Source organism: Spiribacter pallidus, assembly GCF_040838495.1.
In the GTDB taxonomy this organism is placed as follows: Bacteria; Pseudomonadota; Gammaproteobacteria; order Nitrococcales; family Nitrococcaceae; genus Spiribacter; species Spiribacter pallidus.
This window is the reverse complement of the sequence record NZ_JBAKFM010000001.1, coordinates 156,650-176,267: the sequence shown is the minus strand read 5'-3', so window position 1 is coordinate 176,267 and position 19,618 is coordinate 156,650. Positions and strand designations below refer to the sequence as shown.

Annotated in this window: 19 protein-coding genes; 18 read left to right on the top strand and 1 reads right to left on the bottom strand. The window is 64.6% G+C overall.

Going from position 1 to position 19,618, the window contains the following annotated elements:
• The first annotated feature begins 13 nt into the window (after nucleotides 1-13).
• The 5 genes from thrH to lysS all read left to right on the top strand — a co-directional run bounded on the left by thrH (nucleotide 14) and on the right by lysS (nucleotide 7,609).
• Nucleotides 14-622 carry a bifunctional phosphoserine phosphatase/homoserine phosphotransferase ThrH gene (thrH, locus tag V6X73_RS00860; protein ID WP_367958212.1) on the top strand — a complete coding sequence of 203 codons (609 nt, stop codon included), beginning with the start codon at nucleotides 14-16 and terminating at the stop codon, nucleotides 620-622.
• Nucleotides 619-1,206: a metallophosphoesterase family protein gene (locus tag V6X73_RS00855; RefSeq protein ID WP_367958213.1), complete on the top strand. Its 588-nt coding sequence runs from the start codon at nucleotides 619-621 to the stop codon at nucleotides 1,204-1,206. Before thrH ends, V6X73_RS00855 begins: the two co-directional genes overlap by 4 nt.
• Nucleotides 1,199-4,954, top strand: a complete 3,756-nt coding sequence (hrpA, locus tag V6X73_RS00850; protein ID WP_367958214.1) for an ATP-dependent RNA helicase HrpA — start codon at nucleotides 1,199-1,201, stop codon at nucleotides 4,952-4,954. The genes V6X73_RS00855 and hrpA overlap by 8 nt, the downstream gene beginning before the upstream one ends.
• A gap of 35 nt (nucleotides 4,955-4,989) precedes the next feature.
• Nucleotides 4,990-6,085, top strand: a protein-coding gene (prfB, locus tag V6X73_RS00845; RefSeq protein ID WP_367958215.1) for a peptide chain release factor 2 whose coding sequence is annotated in 2 segments (ribosomal slippage) — nucleotides 4,990-5,061 and nucleotides 5,063-6,085 — 1,095 coding nt in all. Because the reading frame shifts where the segments join, the coding sequence is not laid out codon by codon here.
• Between the two features lie 36 nt (nucleotides 6,086-6,121).
• Complete coding sequence (gene lysS / locus V6X73_RS00840; protein ID WP_367958216.1) at nucleotides 6,122-7,609, top strand: lysine--tRNA ligase; 1,488 nt, start codon at nucleotides 6,122-6,124, stop codon at nucleotides 7,607-7,609.
• Here lysS and ygfZ read toward each other — a convergent pair.
• Nucleotides 7,606-8,637 (bottom strand): CAF17-like 4Fe-4S cluster assembly/insertion protein YgfZ, encoded by a 1,032-nt coding sequence (gene ygfZ / locus V6X73_RS00835; protein WP_367958217.1) that lies wholly within the window; start codon nucleotides 8,635-8,637, stop codon nucleotides 7,606-7,608. The two genes, lysS and ygfZ, sit on opposite strands and share 4 nt — an antisense overlap.
• Before the next feature lie 87 nt (nucleotides 8,638-8,724).
• Between ygfZ and V6X73_RS00830 the strand changes: the two genes are divergently transcribed.
• The 13 genes from V6X73_RS00830 to lepB all read left to right on the top strand — a co-directional run bounded on the left by V6X73_RS00830 (nucleotide 8,725) and on the right by lepB (nucleotide 19,603).
• Entirely contained in the window at nucleotides 8,725-8,961 is a 237-nt protein-coding gene (locus V6X73_RS00830) for a DUF1674 domain-containing protein (RefSeq protein ID WP_367958218.1), read from the top strand.
• Between the two features lie 138 nt (nucleotides 8,962-9,099).
• Nucleotides 9,100-9,480, top strand: coding sequence for a succinate dehydrogenase, cytochrome b556 subunit (sdhC, locus tag V6X73_RS00825; protein WP_367958219.1), 381 nt, complete (start codon nucleotides 9,100-9,102; stop codon nucleotides 9,478-9,480).
• 12 nt (nucleotides 9,481-9,492) lie between these two features.
• Complete coding sequence (gene sdhD / locus V6X73_RS00820) at nucleotides 9,493-9,897, top strand: succinate dehydrogenase, hydrophobic membrane anchor protein (RefSeq protein ID WP_367958220.1); 405 nt, start codon at nucleotides 9,493-9,495, stop codon at nucleotides 9,895-9,897.
• Between the two features lie 4 nt (nucleotides 9,898-9,901).
• A complete protein-coding gene (gene sdhA, locus V6X73_RS00815; protein WP_367958221.1) occupies nucleotides 9,902-11,689 on the top strand; it encodes a succinate dehydrogenase flavoprotein subunit in 1,788 nt (595 codons plus the stop codon).
• A 17-nt stretch (nucleotides 11,690-11,706) separates the two neighbouring features.
• Entirely contained in the window at nucleotides 11,707-12,486 is a 780-nt protein-coding gene (locus V6X73_RS00810; RefSeq protein WP_367958222.1) for a succinate dehydrogenase iron-sulfur subunit, read from the top strand.
• Nucleotide 12,487: 1 nt separating this feature from the next.
• Nucleotides 12,488-12,754 (top strand): FAD assembly factor SdhE, encoded by a 267-nt coding sequence (locus V6X73_RS00805; RefSeq protein WP_367958223.1) that lies wholly within the window; start codon nucleotides 12,488-12,490, stop codon nucleotides 12,752-12,754.
• Nucleotides 12,711-13,190 (top strand): protein YgfX, encoded by a 480-nt coding sequence (locus V6X73_RS00800; protein ID WP_367958224.1) that lies wholly within the window; start codon nucleotides 12,711-12,713, stop codon nucleotides 13,188-13,190. Before V6X73_RS00805 ends, V6X73_RS00800 begins: the two co-directional genes overlap by 44 nt.
• Before the next feature lie 73 nt (nucleotides 13,191-13,263).
• A complete protein-coding gene (gene rpoE, locus V6X73_RS00795) occupies nucleotides 13,264-13,851 on the top strand; it encodes an RNA polymerase sigma factor RpoE (RefSeq protein WP_367958225.1) in 588 nt (195 codons plus the stop codon).
• Between the two features lie 5 nt (nucleotides 13,852-13,856).
• Nucleotides 13,857-14,462, top strand: coding sequence for a sigma-E factor negative regulatory protein (locus V6X73_RS00790; protein ID WP_367958226.1), 606 nt, complete (start codon nucleotides 13,857-13,859; stop codon nucleotides 14,460-14,462).
• Nucleotides 14,446-15,492, top strand: coding sequence for a MucB/RseB C-terminal domain-containing protein (locus tag V6X73_RS00785; protein WP_367958227.1), 1,047 nt, complete (start codon nucleotides 14,446-14,448; stop codon nucleotides 15,490-15,492). Before V6X73_RS00790 ends, V6X73_RS00785 begins: the two co-directional genes overlap by 17 nt.
• A gap of 56 nt (nucleotides 15,493-15,548) precedes the next feature.
• Entirely contained in the window at nucleotides 15,549-16,940 is a 1,392-nt protein-coding gene (locus V6X73_RS00780; protein WP_367958228.1) for a DegQ family serine endoprotease, read from the top strand.
• 114 nt (nucleotides 16,941-17,054) lie between these two features.
• Nucleotides 17,055-18,851, top strand: a complete 1,797-nt coding sequence (gene lepA, locus V6X73_RS00775; protein WP_367958229.1) for a translation elongation factor 4 — start codon at nucleotides 17,055-17,057, stop codon at nucleotides 18,849-18,851.
• 14 nt (nucleotides 18,852-18,865) lie between these two features.
• Entirely contained in the window at nucleotides 18,866-19,603 is a 738-nt protein-coding gene (gene lepB / locus V6X73_RS00770; RefSeq protein ID WP_367958230.1) for a signal peptidase I, read from the top strand.
• The last annotated feature ends 15 nt before the right edge of the window (nucleotides 19,604-19,618 follow it).

Here is a 19,618-nt window from a genome sequence, read left to right as displayed (position 1 = left end):
AGGGTGATTGCCAGTGAACATTGTCTGTCTCGACCTGGAAGGGGTGCTGGTCCCGGAGATCTGGATCGATTTCGCCAATCTGACCGGCATCGAGGCGTTGCGTGCCACGACCCGCGATATCGCCGATTACGACGAACTCATGCGCATGCGCCTTGCCGAGCTTGAGCGCCACGGGCTTGGCATGGCCGATATCCAGCGCGTGATTGCCGATATGGCACCGCTCGCCGGTGCCGCCGAATTCCTTGCCGACCTGCGGCGTCGCTATCAGGTGGTCATCCTCTCGGATACCTTCTACGAGTTCGCCCATCCGCTCATGGCCCAACTCCAGTGGCCGACGCTTTTCTGCCACACCCTCGAGGTCGAGGCCGATGGCCGGATCAGTGGCTATCGACTGCGCATGCCCGATCACAAACGCGCGGCGGTGGATGCCTTTCGGGCCCTGCGCTTTCGGGTGGTTGCCGCGGGTGATTCTTACAATGATACGGCCATGCTGGGCGCCGCCGACCATGGTGTGCTCTTTAGTGCGCCGCAGAATGTGATCGACGAATTTCCACAGTTTGCAGTGACCCATGATTACACCGCGCTGGATCGAGCCATTACCAGAGCCCTGGAGCTGTCATGAGCGACCCGGCGGTTCGCGTCGCCCTTCTGGCCGACACCCACGGGTTTCTGGACAGCCGCATCGCCGAGGTGGTGGCCGACTGCGATGTTGCCATTCATGCCGGCGATATCGGCGGCGCCGATATCCTGTTTGCCATGCACCCGCAGCGCGAGGTGATCGCGATCCGTGGCAACAACGATGACGCCGATCACTGGTCGGACACCGAGCTGGATACCCTGCAGAATCTGCCCGATGAGACGGATGTGGCGTTGCCGGGTGGGCGTTTGAAAGTCATTCATGGCGATGACGGCGGCAGCCTGGAGCAGCGTCACCGGCGCTATCGGCGGCGTTACGGTGATTATCAGGCGGTCGTGTATGGCCACAGTCACCGTCAGCGGGTTGACCAGTCGCAGCGGCCCTGGCTGCTCAACCCGGGTGCCGCCGGGCGGACCCGCACCTACGGCGGGCCCGGGTGTCTGATCCTGCGCTGCAACCCCGGAGGTTGGCAGCTCGAGGCGTGCCAATTCGAGGCCCGATCCCATCGGGCCAAGCACAGCCGGGCACGGCCCATCGATCCAACCGCCGCCGATGGGGCGAATGACTGAACGTCGCCGCCGCGCCAACTCTACCCCTCAGACGGCTGCCGAGCCGGCGCGGCTGGCCCGCGAATCCACGTGGCTCACGCCGGCTTTCGACCTGCCCTTGCCGGTGCTCGAGCACGCCGAGGCCATCAAAGCAGCGGTCGAGGCGAATCCGGTTGTCGTCATCTGTGGCGAGACCGGCTCGGGCAAGAGCACCCAGTTGCCGAAGCTGATGCTCGAGATGGGGCGCGGCATCGAGGGGATGATCGGCCATACACAGCCCCGACGGATCGCCGCGCGCAGCCTTGCCGCCCGGGTGGCCGAAGAGTGCCATACGGCCGTTGGCGATGGGGTCGGATACCGGATCCGCTTCAGCGACCGCACGGCGGCCGGGACGCGCATCAAACTCCTCACCGATGGCATGCTCCTTGCCGAGACCCAGGGGGATGAGGATCTCGCCGCCTATGACACCCTGATCATCGACGAGGCCCACGAGCGCAGCCTCAACGTCGATTTTCTGCTTGGCTACATCAAGCGTCTGCTGCCGCGGCGTCCGGATCTTCGGGTCATCATCACCTCGGCGACCATCGACCCCGAGCGCTTCTCTCAGCATTTTGGTGAGGCCCCGATCATTACGGTGTCGGGGCGCACCTATCCGGTCGAGACCCGGTATCGGCCACTGGGTGCCTCCAGCGAGGACGAACGCGACCGTAGCCTGCGCCAGGGGGTGGTGGATGCGGTGGACGAGCTCAGCACGCTGGGCCGGGGGGATGTGCTGGTGTTCCTGCCGGGCGAGCGCGAGATCCGCCAATGCGCCGAGTCGCTGCGCAAGCACCATCCGCCGCACACCGAGGTATTGCCGCTCTACGGGCGATTGTCCGTCACCGAGCAACAACGGGTCTTTGCCCCGCATCGGGGGCGTCGCGTGGTTCTGGCGACCAATGTGGCCGAGACCTCGCTGACCGTCCCGGGTATCCGGTATGTCGTCGACAGCGGCCTGGCGCGGATCAGCCGCTACAGCTATCGCACCAAGGTCCAGCGGTTGCCGGTCGAGCCGGTCGCTCAATCCAGTGCCGATCAGCGCGCGGGACGTTGCGGCCGCGAAGGCCCCGGAGTCTGTATCCGGCTCTACAGCCAGGCGGATTACGAACAGCGGCCACGATTCACCGATCCGGAGATCCTGCGTACCAACCTGGCGTCGGTGATTTTGCAGATGAAACACCTGCGGCTCGGCGAGGTGGCGTCGTTTCCGTTCATCGAGCCGCCGGATCCACGCTACGTCCGTGACGGGCTCAAGCTTCTGGACGAGTTGGGTGCACTCAACCGCCGCCAGCGACTCACCGGACTGGGTCGCAAGCTGGCGCGGCTGCCGGTGGACCCTCGGATCGCGCGCATTCTGCTGGCCGCCGAACGCGAGGGTGCGCTGCGCGAGGTATTGGTCATCGCCGCGGCGCTGTCCATCCAGGATCCCCGCGAGCGGCCCATGGATCGGCGCGAGGCAGCGGACAGCGCCCAGGCGGCCTGGCAGGATCGGCAATCCGATTTTGCCGGCCTGCTCCGGCTCTGGGACGCCTATCACGAGCAGGCCCGGCAGCTGTCACGCCGCAAGCTGCAGGCCTGGTGTCACGAGCACTTTCTCTCGTATGTCCGCATGCGCGAATGGGTGGATGTCCACGGCCAGTTACGGGGGCTGCTCCGCGGCATGGCGATGACCGAGAACGAGCGCCCGGCCGAAGCGGTCGCCTTCCACCGGGCCATACTGACCGGATTTCTCTCCAACATCGCCCGCCGCGAGGAGGGCGATGAATACATCGGCCCGCGGGGGCTCAAGCTGGCGATCCATCCCGGCTCGGGCGTGGCACGCAGACGGCCGCGCTGGATCGTGGCGGCCGAGCTGGTCGAGACCCGCCGCGTGTTCGCCCGGGGCGTGGCCGAGGTCCGCCCCGAGTGGATCGAGCCGCTGGCGCGCCACCTGCTCAAGCGCCGCTACTACGGCCCGTGGTGGGATGCCCGCCGGGGCAAGGTATTCGGCCGCGAAGACGCCACCCTCTACGGGCTGCCAGTGGTCAGCGCCCGCAAGGTTGATTACGCCCGCGTGGCACCGGAGCAGGCACGGGAGGTCTTTATCGCCGATGGCCTGGCCGGTGAGGCATCGATGCCGAAGATGCCGGATTTCCTCAAGGCCAACCGGGCGTTGATCGCCGAGGTCGAGGCGCTGGAAGCCAAGGCGCGGCGCCGCGATGTACTCATCGATGCCGAGGCGCTGGCGGCGTTCTACGATCAGGCATTGCCCGCGTCGGTGGTGGATGGTCCGAGTCTGCAGCAGTGGCTTGCCGGTGGCGGGGATGATCGCCCGCTGCGCCTGACCCGTGAGCAGCTCATGGCGCGCAGCGCCGATGCCGATGCCGCCGACTTTCCGGATCATCTGCCCGTCAATGGGCTGCGGCTGCCGCTGACCTATCACTTCTCACCAGGTGCCGAGGATGACGGTGTCACGGTGCGTATTCCCATGGCCGCGCTCAACGCGCTGCAGCCCGAGCCCTTTGAATGGCTGGTGCCCGGACTGCTTGAAGAGAAGGTGATCACCCTGATCCGTTCTCTGCCCAAGACGCTGCGCCGCAACTTCGTCCCGGTGCCCGATTTTGCCCGGGCGGTGCTGGAGTCGCTCCCGCCCCGGGAGGGCTCGCTCGAGGCTGCGGTGCGGTCCGATCTGCGGCGGATGACCGGCGTCGATCTGCCGGCGGATATCTGGGAGCAGGTCGAAGTGCCGGTGCACCTTCAGATGCGTTTTGCGCTGGTGGATGACGGCGGCCGCATCATCGATACCGGGCGCGATCTTGCCGCCTTGCAGCGACGCCATGGTGACCAGGCCAGCAGCCGCTTTGAGCAGCAGACGGACAACGGCTTTGATCGCAGTGGCATCACCGACTGGGACTTTGGTGAGTTGCCCGATCAGGTGGCGTTCGAGCAAGGGGGGATCACGCTGCAGGGTTATCCGGCCCTGTGTGCCGAGGACGGCGGCCTGGCGCTGCGCCTGCTGGATAGTGCCGAGCGAGCGGCGGCCGCGCATCGCGCCGGGGTCCGGGGGCTTTTGATGAAACGCTACGCCCAACAGGCGCGTCACCTGCGTCGCGGTATGGCGGGTCTGGATCGGATGGCGATCGACTATCGGGATGTCGATACCCCGGATGCGCTAAAGCGTGATTTCGCCGCCGCCGTTTTCGATCGGGTCTTTCTCGATGGCCATGCCATGCCTCGCGATCGCCAGAGCTGGCTTGCCTGCTGCGAGCGCGGACGCGAGGCGCTCATCCCCGAGGCTGAGCGCCTGCTGGCGCTGGTCTCTGATATCCTTTCGCGTCAAAAGCGGGTGCGGCGGCAACTCAAGGGCAATCTGCGGCTGGGGCTGATGGACAGTTATCAGGACATGGCGCATCAATTGGACGGGCTGGTCCATCCCGGGTTTTTGCTGGATACCCCCGGCGAACGGCTGGCTGATCTGCCGCGCTATCTCACCGCCATGGAAAAGCGCCTCGAGCGTCTGGAACGGGATCCGAACCGGGACCAGGCTGGCCTGGCGGCGGTCGCCCCGCATCAACGGCGGCTGGATGAGACCCTGGCCCGACATGACCGCCGGGCCATCCGCGATCCAGCACTGGCCGAGGTGCGGTGGTTGCTGGAAGAATACCGGGTCTCGCTTTTTGCCCAGGAGCTGGGCACCCGGGCGCGGGTTTCCGAAAAACGGATCACCCGGGCCTGGGAGGCGGTGCGCTGAGGCACCGATCGAGCATCAGACAGGAGACGGTTTTTTTGGATATCAATCCCATCGCCACACAACTTGAAGACCTCAAGGGACGCACCGAATCCCTGAGGGGGTATCTTTGACCTGCCGGTCCAAGAAGAGCGTTTCGAGGAGGTCAGCCGCGAGCTTGAACAGCCCGATGTCTGGAACGACCCGGATCGGGCCCAGGCGCTCAATCGGGAACGGGCGGCGCTCGAGAAGGTGGTCAGTGGCCTGAGGGCACTGATCAATGGGCTGGACGATGCCAGCGAGCTGCTCGAGATGGCCCGGGAGGAGAGCGACGAGGACACGCTGAGTGCCGTCGCCGCCGATCTGGCCGGCTACGAGCGGCAGATCGAGGCACTGGAGTTCCGGCGCATGTTCTCTGGCGAAATGGATGCTGCCAATGCGTTTGTCGACATCCAGGCCGGATCGGGTGGCACCGAGGCCCAGGATTGGGCGGAGATGCTGCTGCGGATGTATCTGCGCTGGATCGAACGCAAGGGTTTCAAGGGTGAGTTGATCGAGGCCTCCGAGGGCGAGCAGGCCGGGATCAAAAGCGCCACCATTCGTGTCGAGGGAGACCACGCCTTCGGCTGGCTGCGAACCGAAACCGGTGTCCACCGGCTGGTGCGTAAATCCCCCTTCGATTCGGGCAATCGCCGACATACCTCATTTGCCTCGGTCTATGTCAGCCCCGAGCTCGACGAGGACATCGAGGTCGAAATCGACCCCTCGGATCTGCGGGTCGACGTCTACCGCGCCAGCGGCGCCGGCGGACAGCATGTCAACCGGACCGAGTCAGCGGTCCGCATCACGCATTTGCCCACCGGCATCGTGGTTCAGTGTCAGAACGACCGGTCACAGCACAAGAACCGGGCAACGGCCATGAATCAGCTGCGGGCCAAGCTCTATGAGCGCGAAATGGAGGCCCAACGCGCCCAGGCGGCTGAGGTGGAGGAGTCCAAGGCGGATATCGGATGGGGCAGCCAGATCCGCTCTTATGTGTTGGATCAAAGCCGAATCAAGGACTTGCGAACGGGTGTTGAAGTTGGTAACACCCAGGCCGTGCTGGATGGCGACCTGGACGGCTTCATCGAGGCCAGTCTCAAGGCCGGGCTCTAGACAGTCGGGCACCACATGAAAAGCGAAGAGAAAACCATGGCCGAAGAGCAGGATGAGCATCGTCTGATCGCCGAGCGCCGGCGCAAACTCGATGAATGGCGACAAGCCGGGGGCGCGTTTCCCAACGATTTTCGCCGCGACAGCCTGGCCGGGGATCTACAGACCCGCTTCCACGACCACGACAAGGCCGCCCTCGAGGCGCAATCCATCCCGGTGCGCGTGGCCGGACGGATCGTCACCAAACGGGTCATGGGCAAGGCAAGCTTTGTCACCCTTCGCGATATGTCCGGCGATATCCAGCTCTTTTTGCGGCGTGACGATCTGCCCGAAGGGGTCTATCAGGATTTCAAGAGCTGGGATGCGGGCGATATCGTCGGGGCGAGTGGTGTGTTGATGCGCACCAACACCGGAGAGCTCTCGGTGCACTGCGATGCGCTCAAGCTGCTCACCAAGTCACTGCGCCCGTTGCCGGACAAGTACCACGGACTCGAGGACACCGAGGCCCGCTACCGGCAGCGCTATCTGGATTTGATGACCAATCCCCAGGCGCGGGCCATTTTTGATATGCGCAGCCGCATCGTGCGCTACATCCGCGAGGTCTTTCATCAGCGCGGCTTTCTCGAAGTCGAAACCCCCATGATGCAGCCCATCCCCGGCGGTGCCAGCGCTCGGCCGTTTGTCACCCACCACAACGCGTTGGCGCTGGATCTGTATTTGCGCATCGCCCCGGAGCTCTACCTCAAACGCCTGGTCGTGGGCGGCTTCGAGAAGGTCTACGAAATCAACCGCAACTTTCGCAACGAGGGGGTCTCGACCCGGCATAACCCGGAATTCACCATGCTGGAGTTCTACGAGGCCTATGCCGATTACAACGATGCCATGGACCTGACCGAGACCCTGCTACGGGGATTGGCAAAAGAAGTGGCCGGTGGCGAGCAGCTGGTCTGGCAGGGCGAGTCGATCGACCTGGCCCCGGCGTTCCGGCGACTGACGGTGCGTGAGGCGGTCATCGAACACAACCCCGATCTGGCCGACGGGGTTGATGACCGCGATGCGCTGGCGGCCCATGCACGGACGCTTGGCATTGCGGTGGAATCCCGCTGGGGCAAAGGCAAGATCCTGCTCGAGATATTCGAGAAAACCGCTGAGGGGGCGCTGCGGCAGCCCACCTTTGTCACCGACTACCCCACCGAGGTCTCGCCGCTGGCCCGGCCGCGGGATGATGACCCCGGCGTCACCGAACGCTTCGAGCTGATCATCGCCGGCCGGGAGATCGCCAATGGTTTCTCCGAGCTCAATGATGCCGAGGATCAGGCACAGCGCTTCCAGCGTCAGGTCGAGGACAAGGACGCCGGCGATGACGAGGCCATGCATTTTGACGCGGACTATATCCAGGCCCTGGAGTATGGCCTGCCGCCGGCGGTGGGCGAGGGCATCGGCATCGACCGGCTTGTGATGCTGCTCACCGACAGTGCATCGATTCGGGATGTGCTGCTGTTCCCGGCGATGCGCCCGCGCAGCTAACCACCGGCCGGTCGGTCAGCTTCGGCGGGCAGCGGGTAGGGTAGCGGTTGCGGGGTCGCCGGCTGGCCGTCCACGGTCAGCTGCCCAGCATTGGCCCGGTCGATGCGCAAGACCGCCAGGCATTCAACACGATCCTCCGCCGCCGGCGCCGCCGCCACGACGGTCCCTGCCTCGCTGCCGTCGCTATCCACTACCGCGGCGCCGGGGTCGGGGGCGGCATCCTCCAGGGCCAGGCGATACATCTGGCGCTTGAGCTGGCCACGGTAGTGCAGTCGCGCCACGACCTCCTGGCCGGGGTAGCAGCCCTTGTCGTAGCGGATACCGCCCAGTGCGTCGAGATTGAGCATCGTCGGGATGAAGGTCTCGCGGGTGTGGGTGTCGATCGCGGGCAGGCCGCTGCGGATATCCAGCAGTTGCCAGAACGCCTCATTGCCGGCGGTCAACGCCTCGCGATAGCGCGACCACAACGCGCCGATCTGTGTCAGGGGGCCGAGAACGGCATAGCGCAGGCCCGTCGGGGCGGGCAGGGCAACGATGTGCAGATCACCTGCTCTTACCATCGTATTGACCGCCCGCGGCAGCGACCCGGCCGTTTCGGTAAGCAGGGTCTCGGCGCTCGGGCCCGCCAGGCCGAGCAATCCCTCCTCGTCCGAGAGATCGGTCAGCGCCACCCGGGCGCGCAGGACAAACATCTGCAGGGTGGGCTGGATGGCGCGGATCAACTCGGCGTCGGCCATTAGCACCCAGCCGGTGTCGCTGGGGATGACACGAAAAACCGCCCGCGTCCGGCCCTTGGGATTACACCACGCCGCCAACCGGGTCTCGGTTGTCGCCATGTCGGTGATCGACTGAGTGAGCTGGTTCTGCAGGAACGTACCCGCGTCCTCGCCGGCGACATGAAGCACGCCAGTACCCGGCAAGGGGCAGACCACGCCAGAGTCGGTACAGGCCAGTTCCAGCGCAGCCGGCGTGGGCGCTGGCTCGTTGACGGACTGGGGGTCGAGTAGCTGTCTCCAGGGCTCGCGCATCGGGCCTCCCGTTGTAGCGATCGCAGGTGGAACCGCCGTAGGATGGCGCTAGTCTGACACGAATGACGACATCGATCAGGAGGGGCCATGGCCGAGGAAAAGCGAAACGACACCCGTGCGCCGGATGAAAAGGGGCAAGCGCCCGGGGCGGGTGCAACGGCGTCATCGGACGAGGGCGCAGGTGATCACCGGGATGAGCATCCATCGGCCGGGGTGGACTGGCAGAAGCCCGAGACCTGGCCCCGCGAAGTGGGCGGCAATGGCGGGCCGGAGCCGACGCGCTACGGCGATTGGGAGAGCAACGGCCGTTGCACCGATTTCTAATGCCGGCGGCCCCGCCGGCGCCCGCTGGCAGGCGGTTGGCCGGCATATGTTGCAGTGCCGCGATATTGCGTTGGAAGAGGTTTTCCCGTATTTTTTGCCAATAATTCCAAAAGACATCGTGCCCGGAGAGAGTCCCTGATGAGTACGGATAGTCGGCCGCTTTCCCCCCATCTTCAGGTCTACCGCCTGCCTTTTACGGCGTTGACCTCCATTAGCCACCGCATCTCCGGGGTATTGCTCTCCGCCGGATCGCTGGTGCTGGTGTACTGGGTCGTTGCCGCCGCCGCCGGCGAGCAGGCCTATCGCACTGCTGCTGCCATTCTCGGCAGCCTGCCGGTCCAGCTTTTGATGTTTGCCTGGACCTTCGTGCTGTTCTATCACCTGTGCAACGGCATCCGGCATCTGGTCTGGGACGCCGGATACGGTTTTGAGCTCGAGACGGCCAAACGTTCGGGACAGATGGCGATCGGCGGCGCCGCCGTGCTGACGCTCATCGCCTGGCTCATCGCCATTTTCTAAGGGAGAGGGCACATGGAATTCCGTACCCCCATCAAGCAGGCGCGGGGCCTGGGGGCCTCGCACCACGGCGCGGCTCACTGGTGGATCCAGCGCCTGACCGCAATCGGCATGGTGCCGCTCATGCTCTGGCTGGTCACCGGGATCGCCGCCAACGCTGGGGGCGGCTACCTGGACACCATCAGCTGGCTCGGCAGCCCGCTCAACGCCGTATTGATGGTCCTGGTCTTCGGTGTGCTCTTCTACCACGCCGCGCTGGGCCTGCAGGTCGTTCTCGAAGACTACGTAAGCCACAAGGGTGTCCGGCTCGCGCTGGTCATCGCGGTCCGCTTTCTGGCTATCGCCCTTGCCACGGCGGCGATTCTGGCGGTCGTCCGGATCGCATTCTTCGCCGATTTGAGAACTGCATTCGGAGGCTGAATCGATGACCACCGATTACGAAATTGTCGACCACAGCTATGACGTTGTGGTGGTGGGCGCCGGCGGCGCCGGGCTGCGGGCGACCTTTGGCATGGCCGAGAAGGGGCTGAGCACCGCCTGTGTGACCAAGGTCTTTCCCACCCGCAGTCACACCGTGGCCGCTCAGGGCGGAGTCAGCGCCGCGCTGGGCAATATGGGCGAGGACGACTGGCGCTGGCACGCCTATGACACCATCAAGGGGTCGGACTGGCTGGGTGACCAGGACGCCATCGAATACATGTGCCGTGAGGCCATCCCGGCGATCATCGAGCTCGAACACTACGGCGTGCCGTTTTCGCGCACCGAGGCGGGCAAGATCTATCAGCGGCCCTTCGGCGGCATGACCACCCACTTTGGCGAGGGGACCGCGCAGCGCACCTGTGCAGCGGCCGACCGGACCGGCCATGCCATTCTGCACACGCTCTATCAGCAGTCGCTGGCCCACCAGGCCGAGTTCTACATCGAGTACTTCGCCCTGGACCTGATCATGGAGGATGGCGCCTGCCGGGGTGTGATCGCGCTGGAGCTTGCCACCGGCAAGATCCACCGCTTCCGGGCGCACATCGTTGTGCTCGCCACCGGCGGATACGGGCGTGCCTGGTTCTCCTGCACTTCGGCGCACACCTGCACCGGTGACGGGGGCGGCATGGTCTTGCGTGCAGGGCTGCCGCTGCAGGATATGGAGTTCACCCAGTTTCATCCCACCGGCGTGTACGGCGCCGGCTGCCTGATCACCGAAGGCGTGCGGGGTGAGGGTGGGTATCTCACCAACTCCGAAGGCGAGCGTTTCATGGAGCGGTATGCACCCAACGCCAAGGATCTGGCCTCCCGCGATGTGGTCTCCCGCTCGATGACGGTGGAGATCCGCGAGGGGCGTGGCGTCGGACCCAATGGCGATCATATCCATCTGCATCTCGAGCATCTTGGCCCCGAGGTGATCAACCAGCGGCTCCCCGGTATCGCCGAGACGGCGCGCATCTTTGCCGGCGTTGACGTCACCAAGGAGCCGATTCCGGTGCTGCCGACCGTGCACTACAACATGGGCGGCATCCCGACCAACTACAAAGCCGAAGTGGTCGCCCCTCGGGATGGCGATCCGGATGCCGTTGTCCCCGGACTGATGGCGATCGGGGAGGCGGGCTGCATATCCGTCCACGGCGCCAACCGGCTGGGATCGAACTCGCTGCTGGATCTGGTGGTCTTTGGCCGCGCAGCGGCCATCCGCGCCGCCGAGGTGGTCGCCGATGCCGGCGAGCACAAGCCGCTGCCCAAGGACAGCGCCGACTTTGCGCTGAGCCGGCTGGATCGGCTGCGCCATGCCGATGGTGAAAACCCCACGGCACGGATCCGCGAGCGCATGCAAAAGGCCATGCAGGATTACGCGGCCGTTTTCCGCACCGAAGAGACCCTGCAGGAAGGCAGTAAACAGATCCATGAAATCCATGGCATGTTCGCCGACGTCAAACTGGCCGATCGGTCACTGATCTGGAATACCGATCTGGTCGAGACGCTGGAGCTCGAGAACCTGCTCGGCAACGCCGTGGTCAGCATGGACTCGGCGCTCAACCGCCAGGAAAGCCGCGGCGCCCACGCCCGCGAGGATTATGGCGAGCGCGACGACGAGCACTGGATGAAGCATACCGTCTCGTGGCTTCAGCAAAGCGGCGATGTCCAGCTTGATTACCGCCCGGTGCACATGACCACGCTCACCGATGAGATGGAAGTCATCCCGCCGAAGAAGCGCGTGTACTGACCGAGGAGATTGATCCCATGGCCCAGTTCATCCTGCCCCCCAACTCCCGTATCCAGCAGGGCGAGCACCACGGCGCTCCCAGCGGCGCGGCGAACATCAAGACGTTCAAGGTCTATCGATGGGAGCCGGATTCAGGCGAGAACCCGCGGCTCGACACCTATGATCTCGACCTCGACAGCTGCGGTCCGATGGTCCTTGATGCGCTGGTGAAGATCAAAAACGAAATCGACCCGACGCTGACATTCCGCCGCTCCTGCCGTGAGGGTATCTGCGGCTCCTGTGCGATGAATATCGATGGCAGCAACACGCTGGCGTGTACCAAAGCCATTGACGATATCGACGGGGATGTACGCATCTATCCGCTGCCATCCATGCGGGTGGTCAAGGACCTGGTGCCGGACATGACCCACTTCTACGCCCAGTATGCCTCGATCCGGCCCTGGATTCGCACGCAGACGCCGGCACCGCCGGACCAGGAGCGGCTCCAGAGCCCCGAGGACCGGGAAGCACTGGACGGGCTCTACGAGTGCATCCTCTGCGCGTGCTGCCAGACCTCCTGCCCCAGCTACTGGTGGAACCCGGATCGATATCTCGGGCCAGCGGTGTTGCTCCAGGCCTATCGCTGGATCGCGGACAGCCGTGACGAGGATACCGGCGGCCGGTTGGACGATCTTGATGATGCATTCAAGCTCTATCGTTGCCATACGATCATGAACTGCGCGTCGGCCTGCCCCAAGGGGCTCAACCCGGCCAAGGCAATCGCCGAGATCAAGCGCTTGATGGTCGCCCGGCAATAAGGTGGCCGAGCTCGATACCGCGCACATGGCCAAGCTGCGCTGGCGCTGCCGGCGCGGCACCACCGAACTCGACCGGCTGCTCAATCGCTTTCTGGATGACGATCAGGCCGGGTACGCCTGCCTCGATGCCGCTGGTCGGGAGGTGTTCGACCAACTGCTCAGCATCGAGGATGATCGGCTCATCGACTGGTTGTTGAAGGGCGAACCCGCCGGAGAACCGAGCCTTGAGAAGATCAGCCGACGCATCCGCGCCGCGTCTGGTCTTTGAACTGGCCAGCAGCCGTTTTCTTTGTCTTTATCTGATCGCGCTCCCGTCGTTGACGCTGCTCTACGGCCTGGCCGTAGAGGGCATCACGCCACTCTGGCGGAGCGTGGTGGTTGCAGGCGTGTTGCTCGCCACGCTGGTGACAGGCTACCGGCACTGGCCGGGGACACCGCGCGCGCCGCGGTCGCTGGTGCTCGATGGCGATGGCCAGTGCCTGGTTATCGACGGCGCGGGTCGTCGCTACCACGGGGCGATCGCCGATGCGCTGGTATCGCCGGTGGTGGTCGTCATCAGCCTGCGCACCCATCGTCGGCGGCGCGCCGTTGTCGTGCCGATGGATGCCATGGATCGCGAATCCCATCGCCAGTTGCGCCGCCGAGTCCGGTGGCTGTGTCGGGTTGGTCGTGGCCCGTCCAACGGGTTAGCCTCGCGGCAGTGAACTTCTACGATAAATCTCGGTCGATGCGTAGAGGCAGCGTCCGGCTGCCGGGGGCGCCGGGCGCGGAGGAAACATGAGTACCGCCAATGCGGACAAGGAGCTGGTAGAACGTGTACAGGCCGGCGACAAAAAGGCCTTTGACATGCTGGTCCTTAAATACCAGCACAAGCTCATCAAGCTTGTGTCGCGCTACGTTCACGACCAGGCCGAGGCAATGGACGTCGCCCAGGAAGCGTTTATCAAAGCCTACCGAGCGTTGCCCCGCTTTCGGGGTGACAGCAGCTTCTACACCTGGCTCTACCGCATCGGCATCAATACAGCCAAAAACCACCTGGTGTCGCAGGGCCGACGGCCGCCGGACAACGACATCGATGCCCAAGATGCGGAACGCTACGACATCGAATCACGTCTCAAGGACCAGGAGTCACCCGAAGCCCTCGCTCAGCGGGACGAGGTGGAGTCGACGGTCATGACAGCGATTGAGGCCCTGCCGGACGATCTGCGCACCGCCATAGTGTTGCGGGAGTTTGAAGGGCTTACCTACGAAGAAATAGCCGAGGCCATGGATTGCCCCATCGGGACGGTGCGGTCGCGGATCTTTCGTGCCCGTGAGGCGATCGACAAGCGGCTGCGGCCGCTTCTGAGCGGTACAAGCGAGTAACCACCATGCACAAAGAACACAAAGAGCAACTGTCGGCGTTGGTTGATGGCGAGCTGGACAGTGAGGCGGCGGCATTCATGACACGACGGGTCGGCGCCGATGATGAGGCGCGGGCGCTCTGGCAGCGCTACCAGACCGTCTCGGCCGTCGCGCGAGGCGAGTATACCCGCGACGGGTCGTTGCTGGCCGATCGGGTCGGGGCGGCGATTGCCGAAGAGCCGGCCCACGGCGATGGCGAAGACAGCGCCCGTGGCCGCGAGCCGGGCGTGGTGGCGACGTTACTCAAGCCGGCCGCCGGGATGGCAATCGCAGCGAGTGTTGCCCTGGCACTGGTCTCGGTGTGGCCCATGGTGGGCGAACAGCCCAGCGGAACCAGTCAGACCCAGGCGGTGGCGACCACACTGCAGGGGGCGCCCAGCGAAGGCCAGCTCTCCCGGGCACGGCTTGGCGCGCCCTCGACCAACGCGGCTGCGGGCGAACGGGCCATGGATGCCGAGGCTCGGCGGTGGCTCAATCCCTACCTGGTCAACCACAGCGAGCATGCCGCCAGCGGACAACTGGGCGGGACACTGAAATACGCCCGAATCGTTGGTCATGATGCCGAGGATTGAGCGACTGGTGCCGCTGGCCGCGGGCCTGGTCCTCGGTGCACTGGCGATGGCCCAGATGGCGGCAGCCAACGACGCGGCGCAGGCGAACGGTTCAATCCCTCAGACAGCTTCGGGCTGGATCGAGCGCGGCAGTGAGGCCCGCAGTCGCTACAGTTTCGTCGGTGATCTGGTGTATCAGCATGCCGACGAAATCGAGACCATGCGGATCTGGCGCTCGGCCAACCCGGAAACCGGGGTGCGGGAGCGGCTCCATTCGCTCTCGGGTGATGCTCGGGAAATACTCCGCGGCGACGATCGGATCACCTGCATACTGCCGAACAGCGATTCCATTCTGGTCGACCGGCGGCGACTCGACCGGCCTCTGGGGGTACGGGTGCCGGCGAATGCCAGCCGCCTCACTCCGCACTATGCGTTGCGCCTCACCGGCGAAGACCGTGTGGCCGATCGGTCCGCGGTGGAAGTTCGGCTGGAGCCGCAGGACACCCAGCGTTATGGCTACGCGCTGTGGTTTGACAAGCAGACCGGGCTGATGCTGCGGGCCGAGGTGCTCAATCCGGCCGGCCGCGTGATTGAACGATTGATGGTGATGAACCTGGATCTGCGGGATGCAATGCCGGAAGCCCTTCTCGAATCGACACTGGATGATGCCGGATTCACCCGGGTCGAGAAGCGCTGGGACCCCGACACCGCCAGTACCACTCAAGCCCGTGGCCGCTGGCGGGTTAGCAACCCGCCGGCCGGGTATCGGGTGAGCATGGATCGTCTCCAGAGCCTGCCGGGGCGTGCCGCTCCGGTCCGGCACCTGTTGCTCACCGATGGACTGGCCAATGTGTCGGTCTACATCGAACCGGCCGAGCAGGCGCCCGGCGTTGACGGGGCCATGCGGATGGGGGCGATGAACGCCTATGGACGGCGGATTGGCCAGCATCAAGCGATTGTCGTGGGCGAGGTCCCGGCGAACACCGTCCGGCGGATCGCCGCCTCGCTCGTCTCGGAATCAACTCCCGAAACAACAGGACAGCGACCATGAGAGACCTTTATGCGCCCAGGCGCCGTGCGGCTCAATGGCTCACGGCAGTTGCGCTGATGCTGGCCACCGCCGGCATGGCGGCTGCACAGGATCTGCCGGATTTCACCGGTCTGGTGCGGGATAACAGCCCGGCGGTGGTGAACATCAGCACCACCCAGGAGGCACGGACCCAGCGCAGCCGGATGCCCGATATCCCGGGGATGCCGGATCCGGATCAGCTCCCCGAAGGCCACCCGTTCCGGGACTTCATGGACCGGTTCATGGACGAGGACGGCCAGCCGGCGCCACGGTTCGATTCGCGCTCGCTGGGTTCGGGATTCATCATCTCCGAGGATGGTTACATCATGACCAACCACCATGTGGTGGAGCAGGCCTCGGAGATCATCGTTCGCCTCAACGACCGCCGCGAGCTCGAAGCAGAGCTGGTCGGCGCCGATGACCGCACCGACCTGGCATTGCTCAAGGTCGAGGCCGATGGGCTGCCGACTGTCGATACCGGTGCCTCGTCGGACCTTCAGGTGGGCGAATGGGTGCTTGCCATCGGCTCGCCATTTGGCTTCGAGTATTCGGTGACCGCGGGCATTATCAGCGCCAAGGGTCGGAGCCTGCCGACCGAGAACTATGTCCCCTTTCTGCAGACCGACGTGGCCATCAATCCGGGTAACTCCGGCGGCCCGTTGTTCAACCTCGATGGCGAGGTCATCGGGGTCAACTCCCACATCTACAGCCGCTCGGGCGGGTTTCAGGGCATTTCGTTCGCCATCCCGATCGAGCTTGCCATGGAAGTTGCCGAACAGCTGAGAAGCGGCGGTGAGGTTAGTCGCGCCTGGCTGGGGGTGGTCATCCAGGATGTGACCCGGGATCTTGCCGAGTCCTTCGGTATGGACCGCCCCGAGGGCGCGCTGGTGGCGCAGGTGCTGCCGGATAGCCCGGCGGCCAAGGCAGGGCTGGAGCCCGGTGATGTGATCGTCGAGTTCAACGGACGCGACATCCCCAGCTCTGGCTCACTGCCTCCGATCGTCGGCCGTGCCGGCGTCGGCTCCACCGCACCTGTGGTGGTGCTGCGGGACGGGGAGCGTCGCAGCATCGATGTCACCCTTGAGCAGTTGCCGGAGAGCGCTGGTCAGCCCAGTCGAGCACAGCCCGGCGGGCCCGACGGCGAGTTCGAGGAGCTGGGCATGGCGGTCGAGCCGCTCAACGATGAGCGCCGTGAGGCCCTGGAGCTGGACGATGCCGTCGAAGGGGTCGTGGTGACCGGTGTCAGTGGTGGTCCGGCTGCCGAAGCGGGGCTCGCGCCGGGCGATGTCATCACCCGGGTCAATCGCTCTCCGATCAGCGGGCTGGAGGCGCTGCAACAGGCGCTGGATGAGGCACCATCGGGCAGCAGCGTGCCGTTGTTGGTCTTGCGCGATCAAAGCCAGCGTTTTCTTGCCCTTCGGATGCCCTGATGGGTATCGTTAGCGGCTAGCCTATCCGACCGTCGGTCGGTGCGGCCGCAGCCGGTGCGTCCGGACTGCGGCCGCTGTTTTTTCCGCAGCCGGCACAGGCCGGGCCAGGATTTCATGGATCAAATCAGAAACTTCTCCATCATCGCGCATATCGATCATGGTAAATCCACGCTCGCTGATCGGTTGATCGAGCGTTCTGCCCACTACAACGCGCGGCAGTCCAGCGAGCAGATGCTCGACTCCATGGATCTGGAACGCGAGCGGGGCATCACGATCAAGGCGCAGAGTGTGAGCCTGGACTATACAGCGCGTGATGGTCAGACCTACCAGCTGAACTTCATCGATACCCCGGGGCATGTGGACTTCTCCTACGAGGTCAGCCGATCGCTGTATGCCTGCGAGGGGGCCCTGTTGCTTGTGGATGCCGCCCAGGGGGTCGAGGCCCAGAGCGTCGCCAACTGCTATACGGCCGTGGAACAGGGCCTCGAGGTCATTCCCGTACTCAACAAAATCGATCTGCCCTCCGCCGAGCCGGACCGGGTGATCCAGCAGATCGAAGAGATCATCGGCCTGGATGGCGCCGAGGTCGTGCCCATCAGCGCCAAAACCGGCATGGGTGTGGAGGATCTGCTCGAAGCGTTGGTGCACCGGATTCCCGCGCCACAGGGCAAGCCGGATGGGCCGCTCAAGGCCCTTATCATCGACTCGTGGTTTGACAACTATCTGGGCGTGGTCTGCCTGGTGCGCATTATCGATGGCACGCTCAACAAAGGCGATCGGATCAAGGTGATGTCGACCGGTCGGGAGTTCCAGGTCGATGACATGGGTATTTTCACGCCCAAGCGCACGCCCTGGTCATCGCTTACCGCCGGCCGGGTCGGGTTTGTGGTGGCGGGGATCAAGGATATCGACGGCGCGCCGGTGGGCGATACGCTGACCCAGGCCAGAGCGCCGACCGCTGAACCGGTACCCGGATTCAAACTCGTCCAGCCCCGGGTCTTTGCCGGGGTTTTCCCAACCAGCTCGGATGATTACGAGGCCTTCCGGGATGCGCTCGGCAAGCTGCGGCTCAACGACGCGGCACTGCACTACGAGCCCGAGAATTCCGAGGCGCTGGGTTTTGGCTTTCGCTGCGGTTTCCTGGGCATGCTGCATATGGAAATCGTCCAGGAGCGTCTCGAGCGCGAGTACGGGCTTGATCTGATCACCACCGCGCCGACCGTGGTCCACGAGGTCATCACCAAAGAGGGCGATTCACTGCGCGTGCACAATCCCTCCGAGCTGCCACCGGTCAGCGATGTTGAATCGATCCGTGAGCCCATCATCCAGGCCAGCATTCTGGTGCCACAGGCCTATGTCGGCGCGGTGATCAAGCTCTGCGAGGACAAGCGCGGCACGCAGAAGGGCATGCAGTATGTCGGCAATCAGATCTCGCTCGAATACGAGATGCCGATGGGCGAGGTGGTGCTCGATTTCTTTGACCGTCTGAAATCCGCCTCCCGGGGGTACGCCTCGTTCGACTACGAGTTCCGGCGCTTTCAGCCGGAAAACCTCGTCAAGCTGGACATTCTGGTCAACGGTGATCGCGTCGATGCCCTGTCGGTGATCGTCCACCGCGACCAGGCCGAGGGCCGGGGCCGCGAGTTGACCGAAAAACTCAAAGAGATCATCCCGCGGCAGATGTTCGAGGTGGCCATTCAGGCGGCGGTGGGTTCGAAGGTGATTGCACGATCCACCGTCAAGGCGTTGCGCAAGAATGTGACCGCCAAGTGCTATGGCGGCGATATTACACGCAAGAAAAAGCTGCTCGAGAAGCAGAAGCAGGGCAAACGGCGCATGAAGCAGGTCGGTCGGGTCGAGATTCCGCAGGACGCGTTCCTGGCCGTGCTGCAGGTTGACTCGGATCGCTGAGGGGGCGGGCAGACATGCTGGATTTTGAACTGCTGCTGGTGGTGGTGACGGCGATCAGCGGCATCATCTGGGTGTACGACCGCATTCGCCGACGTCGCCGGGCCGCCGATGCGCCGGTCAGCTATTGGGTGGATCTGGGGCGATCGCTGTTCCCGGTCATCCTGATCGTCCTGGTGGCGCGATCGTTTGTGATCGAGCCCTTCCGCATCCCCTCCGGGTCCATGCTGCCGACCCTGGAGTCCGGCGACTTCATTCTGGTGAACAAATTCGGCTATGGCCTGCGACTGCCGGTCTCCCACCAGCTGATTGCCCCGGTGGGCGATCCGGAACGCGGCGATGTCGTGGTGTTCCGCTACCCCCCCAATCCGGGACAGGACTACATCAAGCGGATTGTGGGTCTGCCGGGTGACCGGATCACCTATGCCAACCGCCGGCTTTCGATTAACGGCCGGCCGGTGCCCATGGAATCGCTCGGCGAATGGGCGAAAGACGATGCCTTTGCCCTGCTGCGCGAGCGCATCGATGATGACTGGCATGAGCTTTTGCTGCATCGCAATGGCAATCGCCGGGGGTTCTCGGCCCGGGTTCCGGAGGGCGAGTACTTTGTGATGGGCGACAATCGCGACCGCAGCAGCGATAGCCGTTTCTGGGGGACGGTGCCGCGGGATCACCTGGTGGGAGAGGCCTTTTTCATCTGGCTGAGCTGGAATGGTGGGCCCAATTGGTCAAGGATGGGGCAGCGCATTGACTGAGCACGGAGGTGCGGC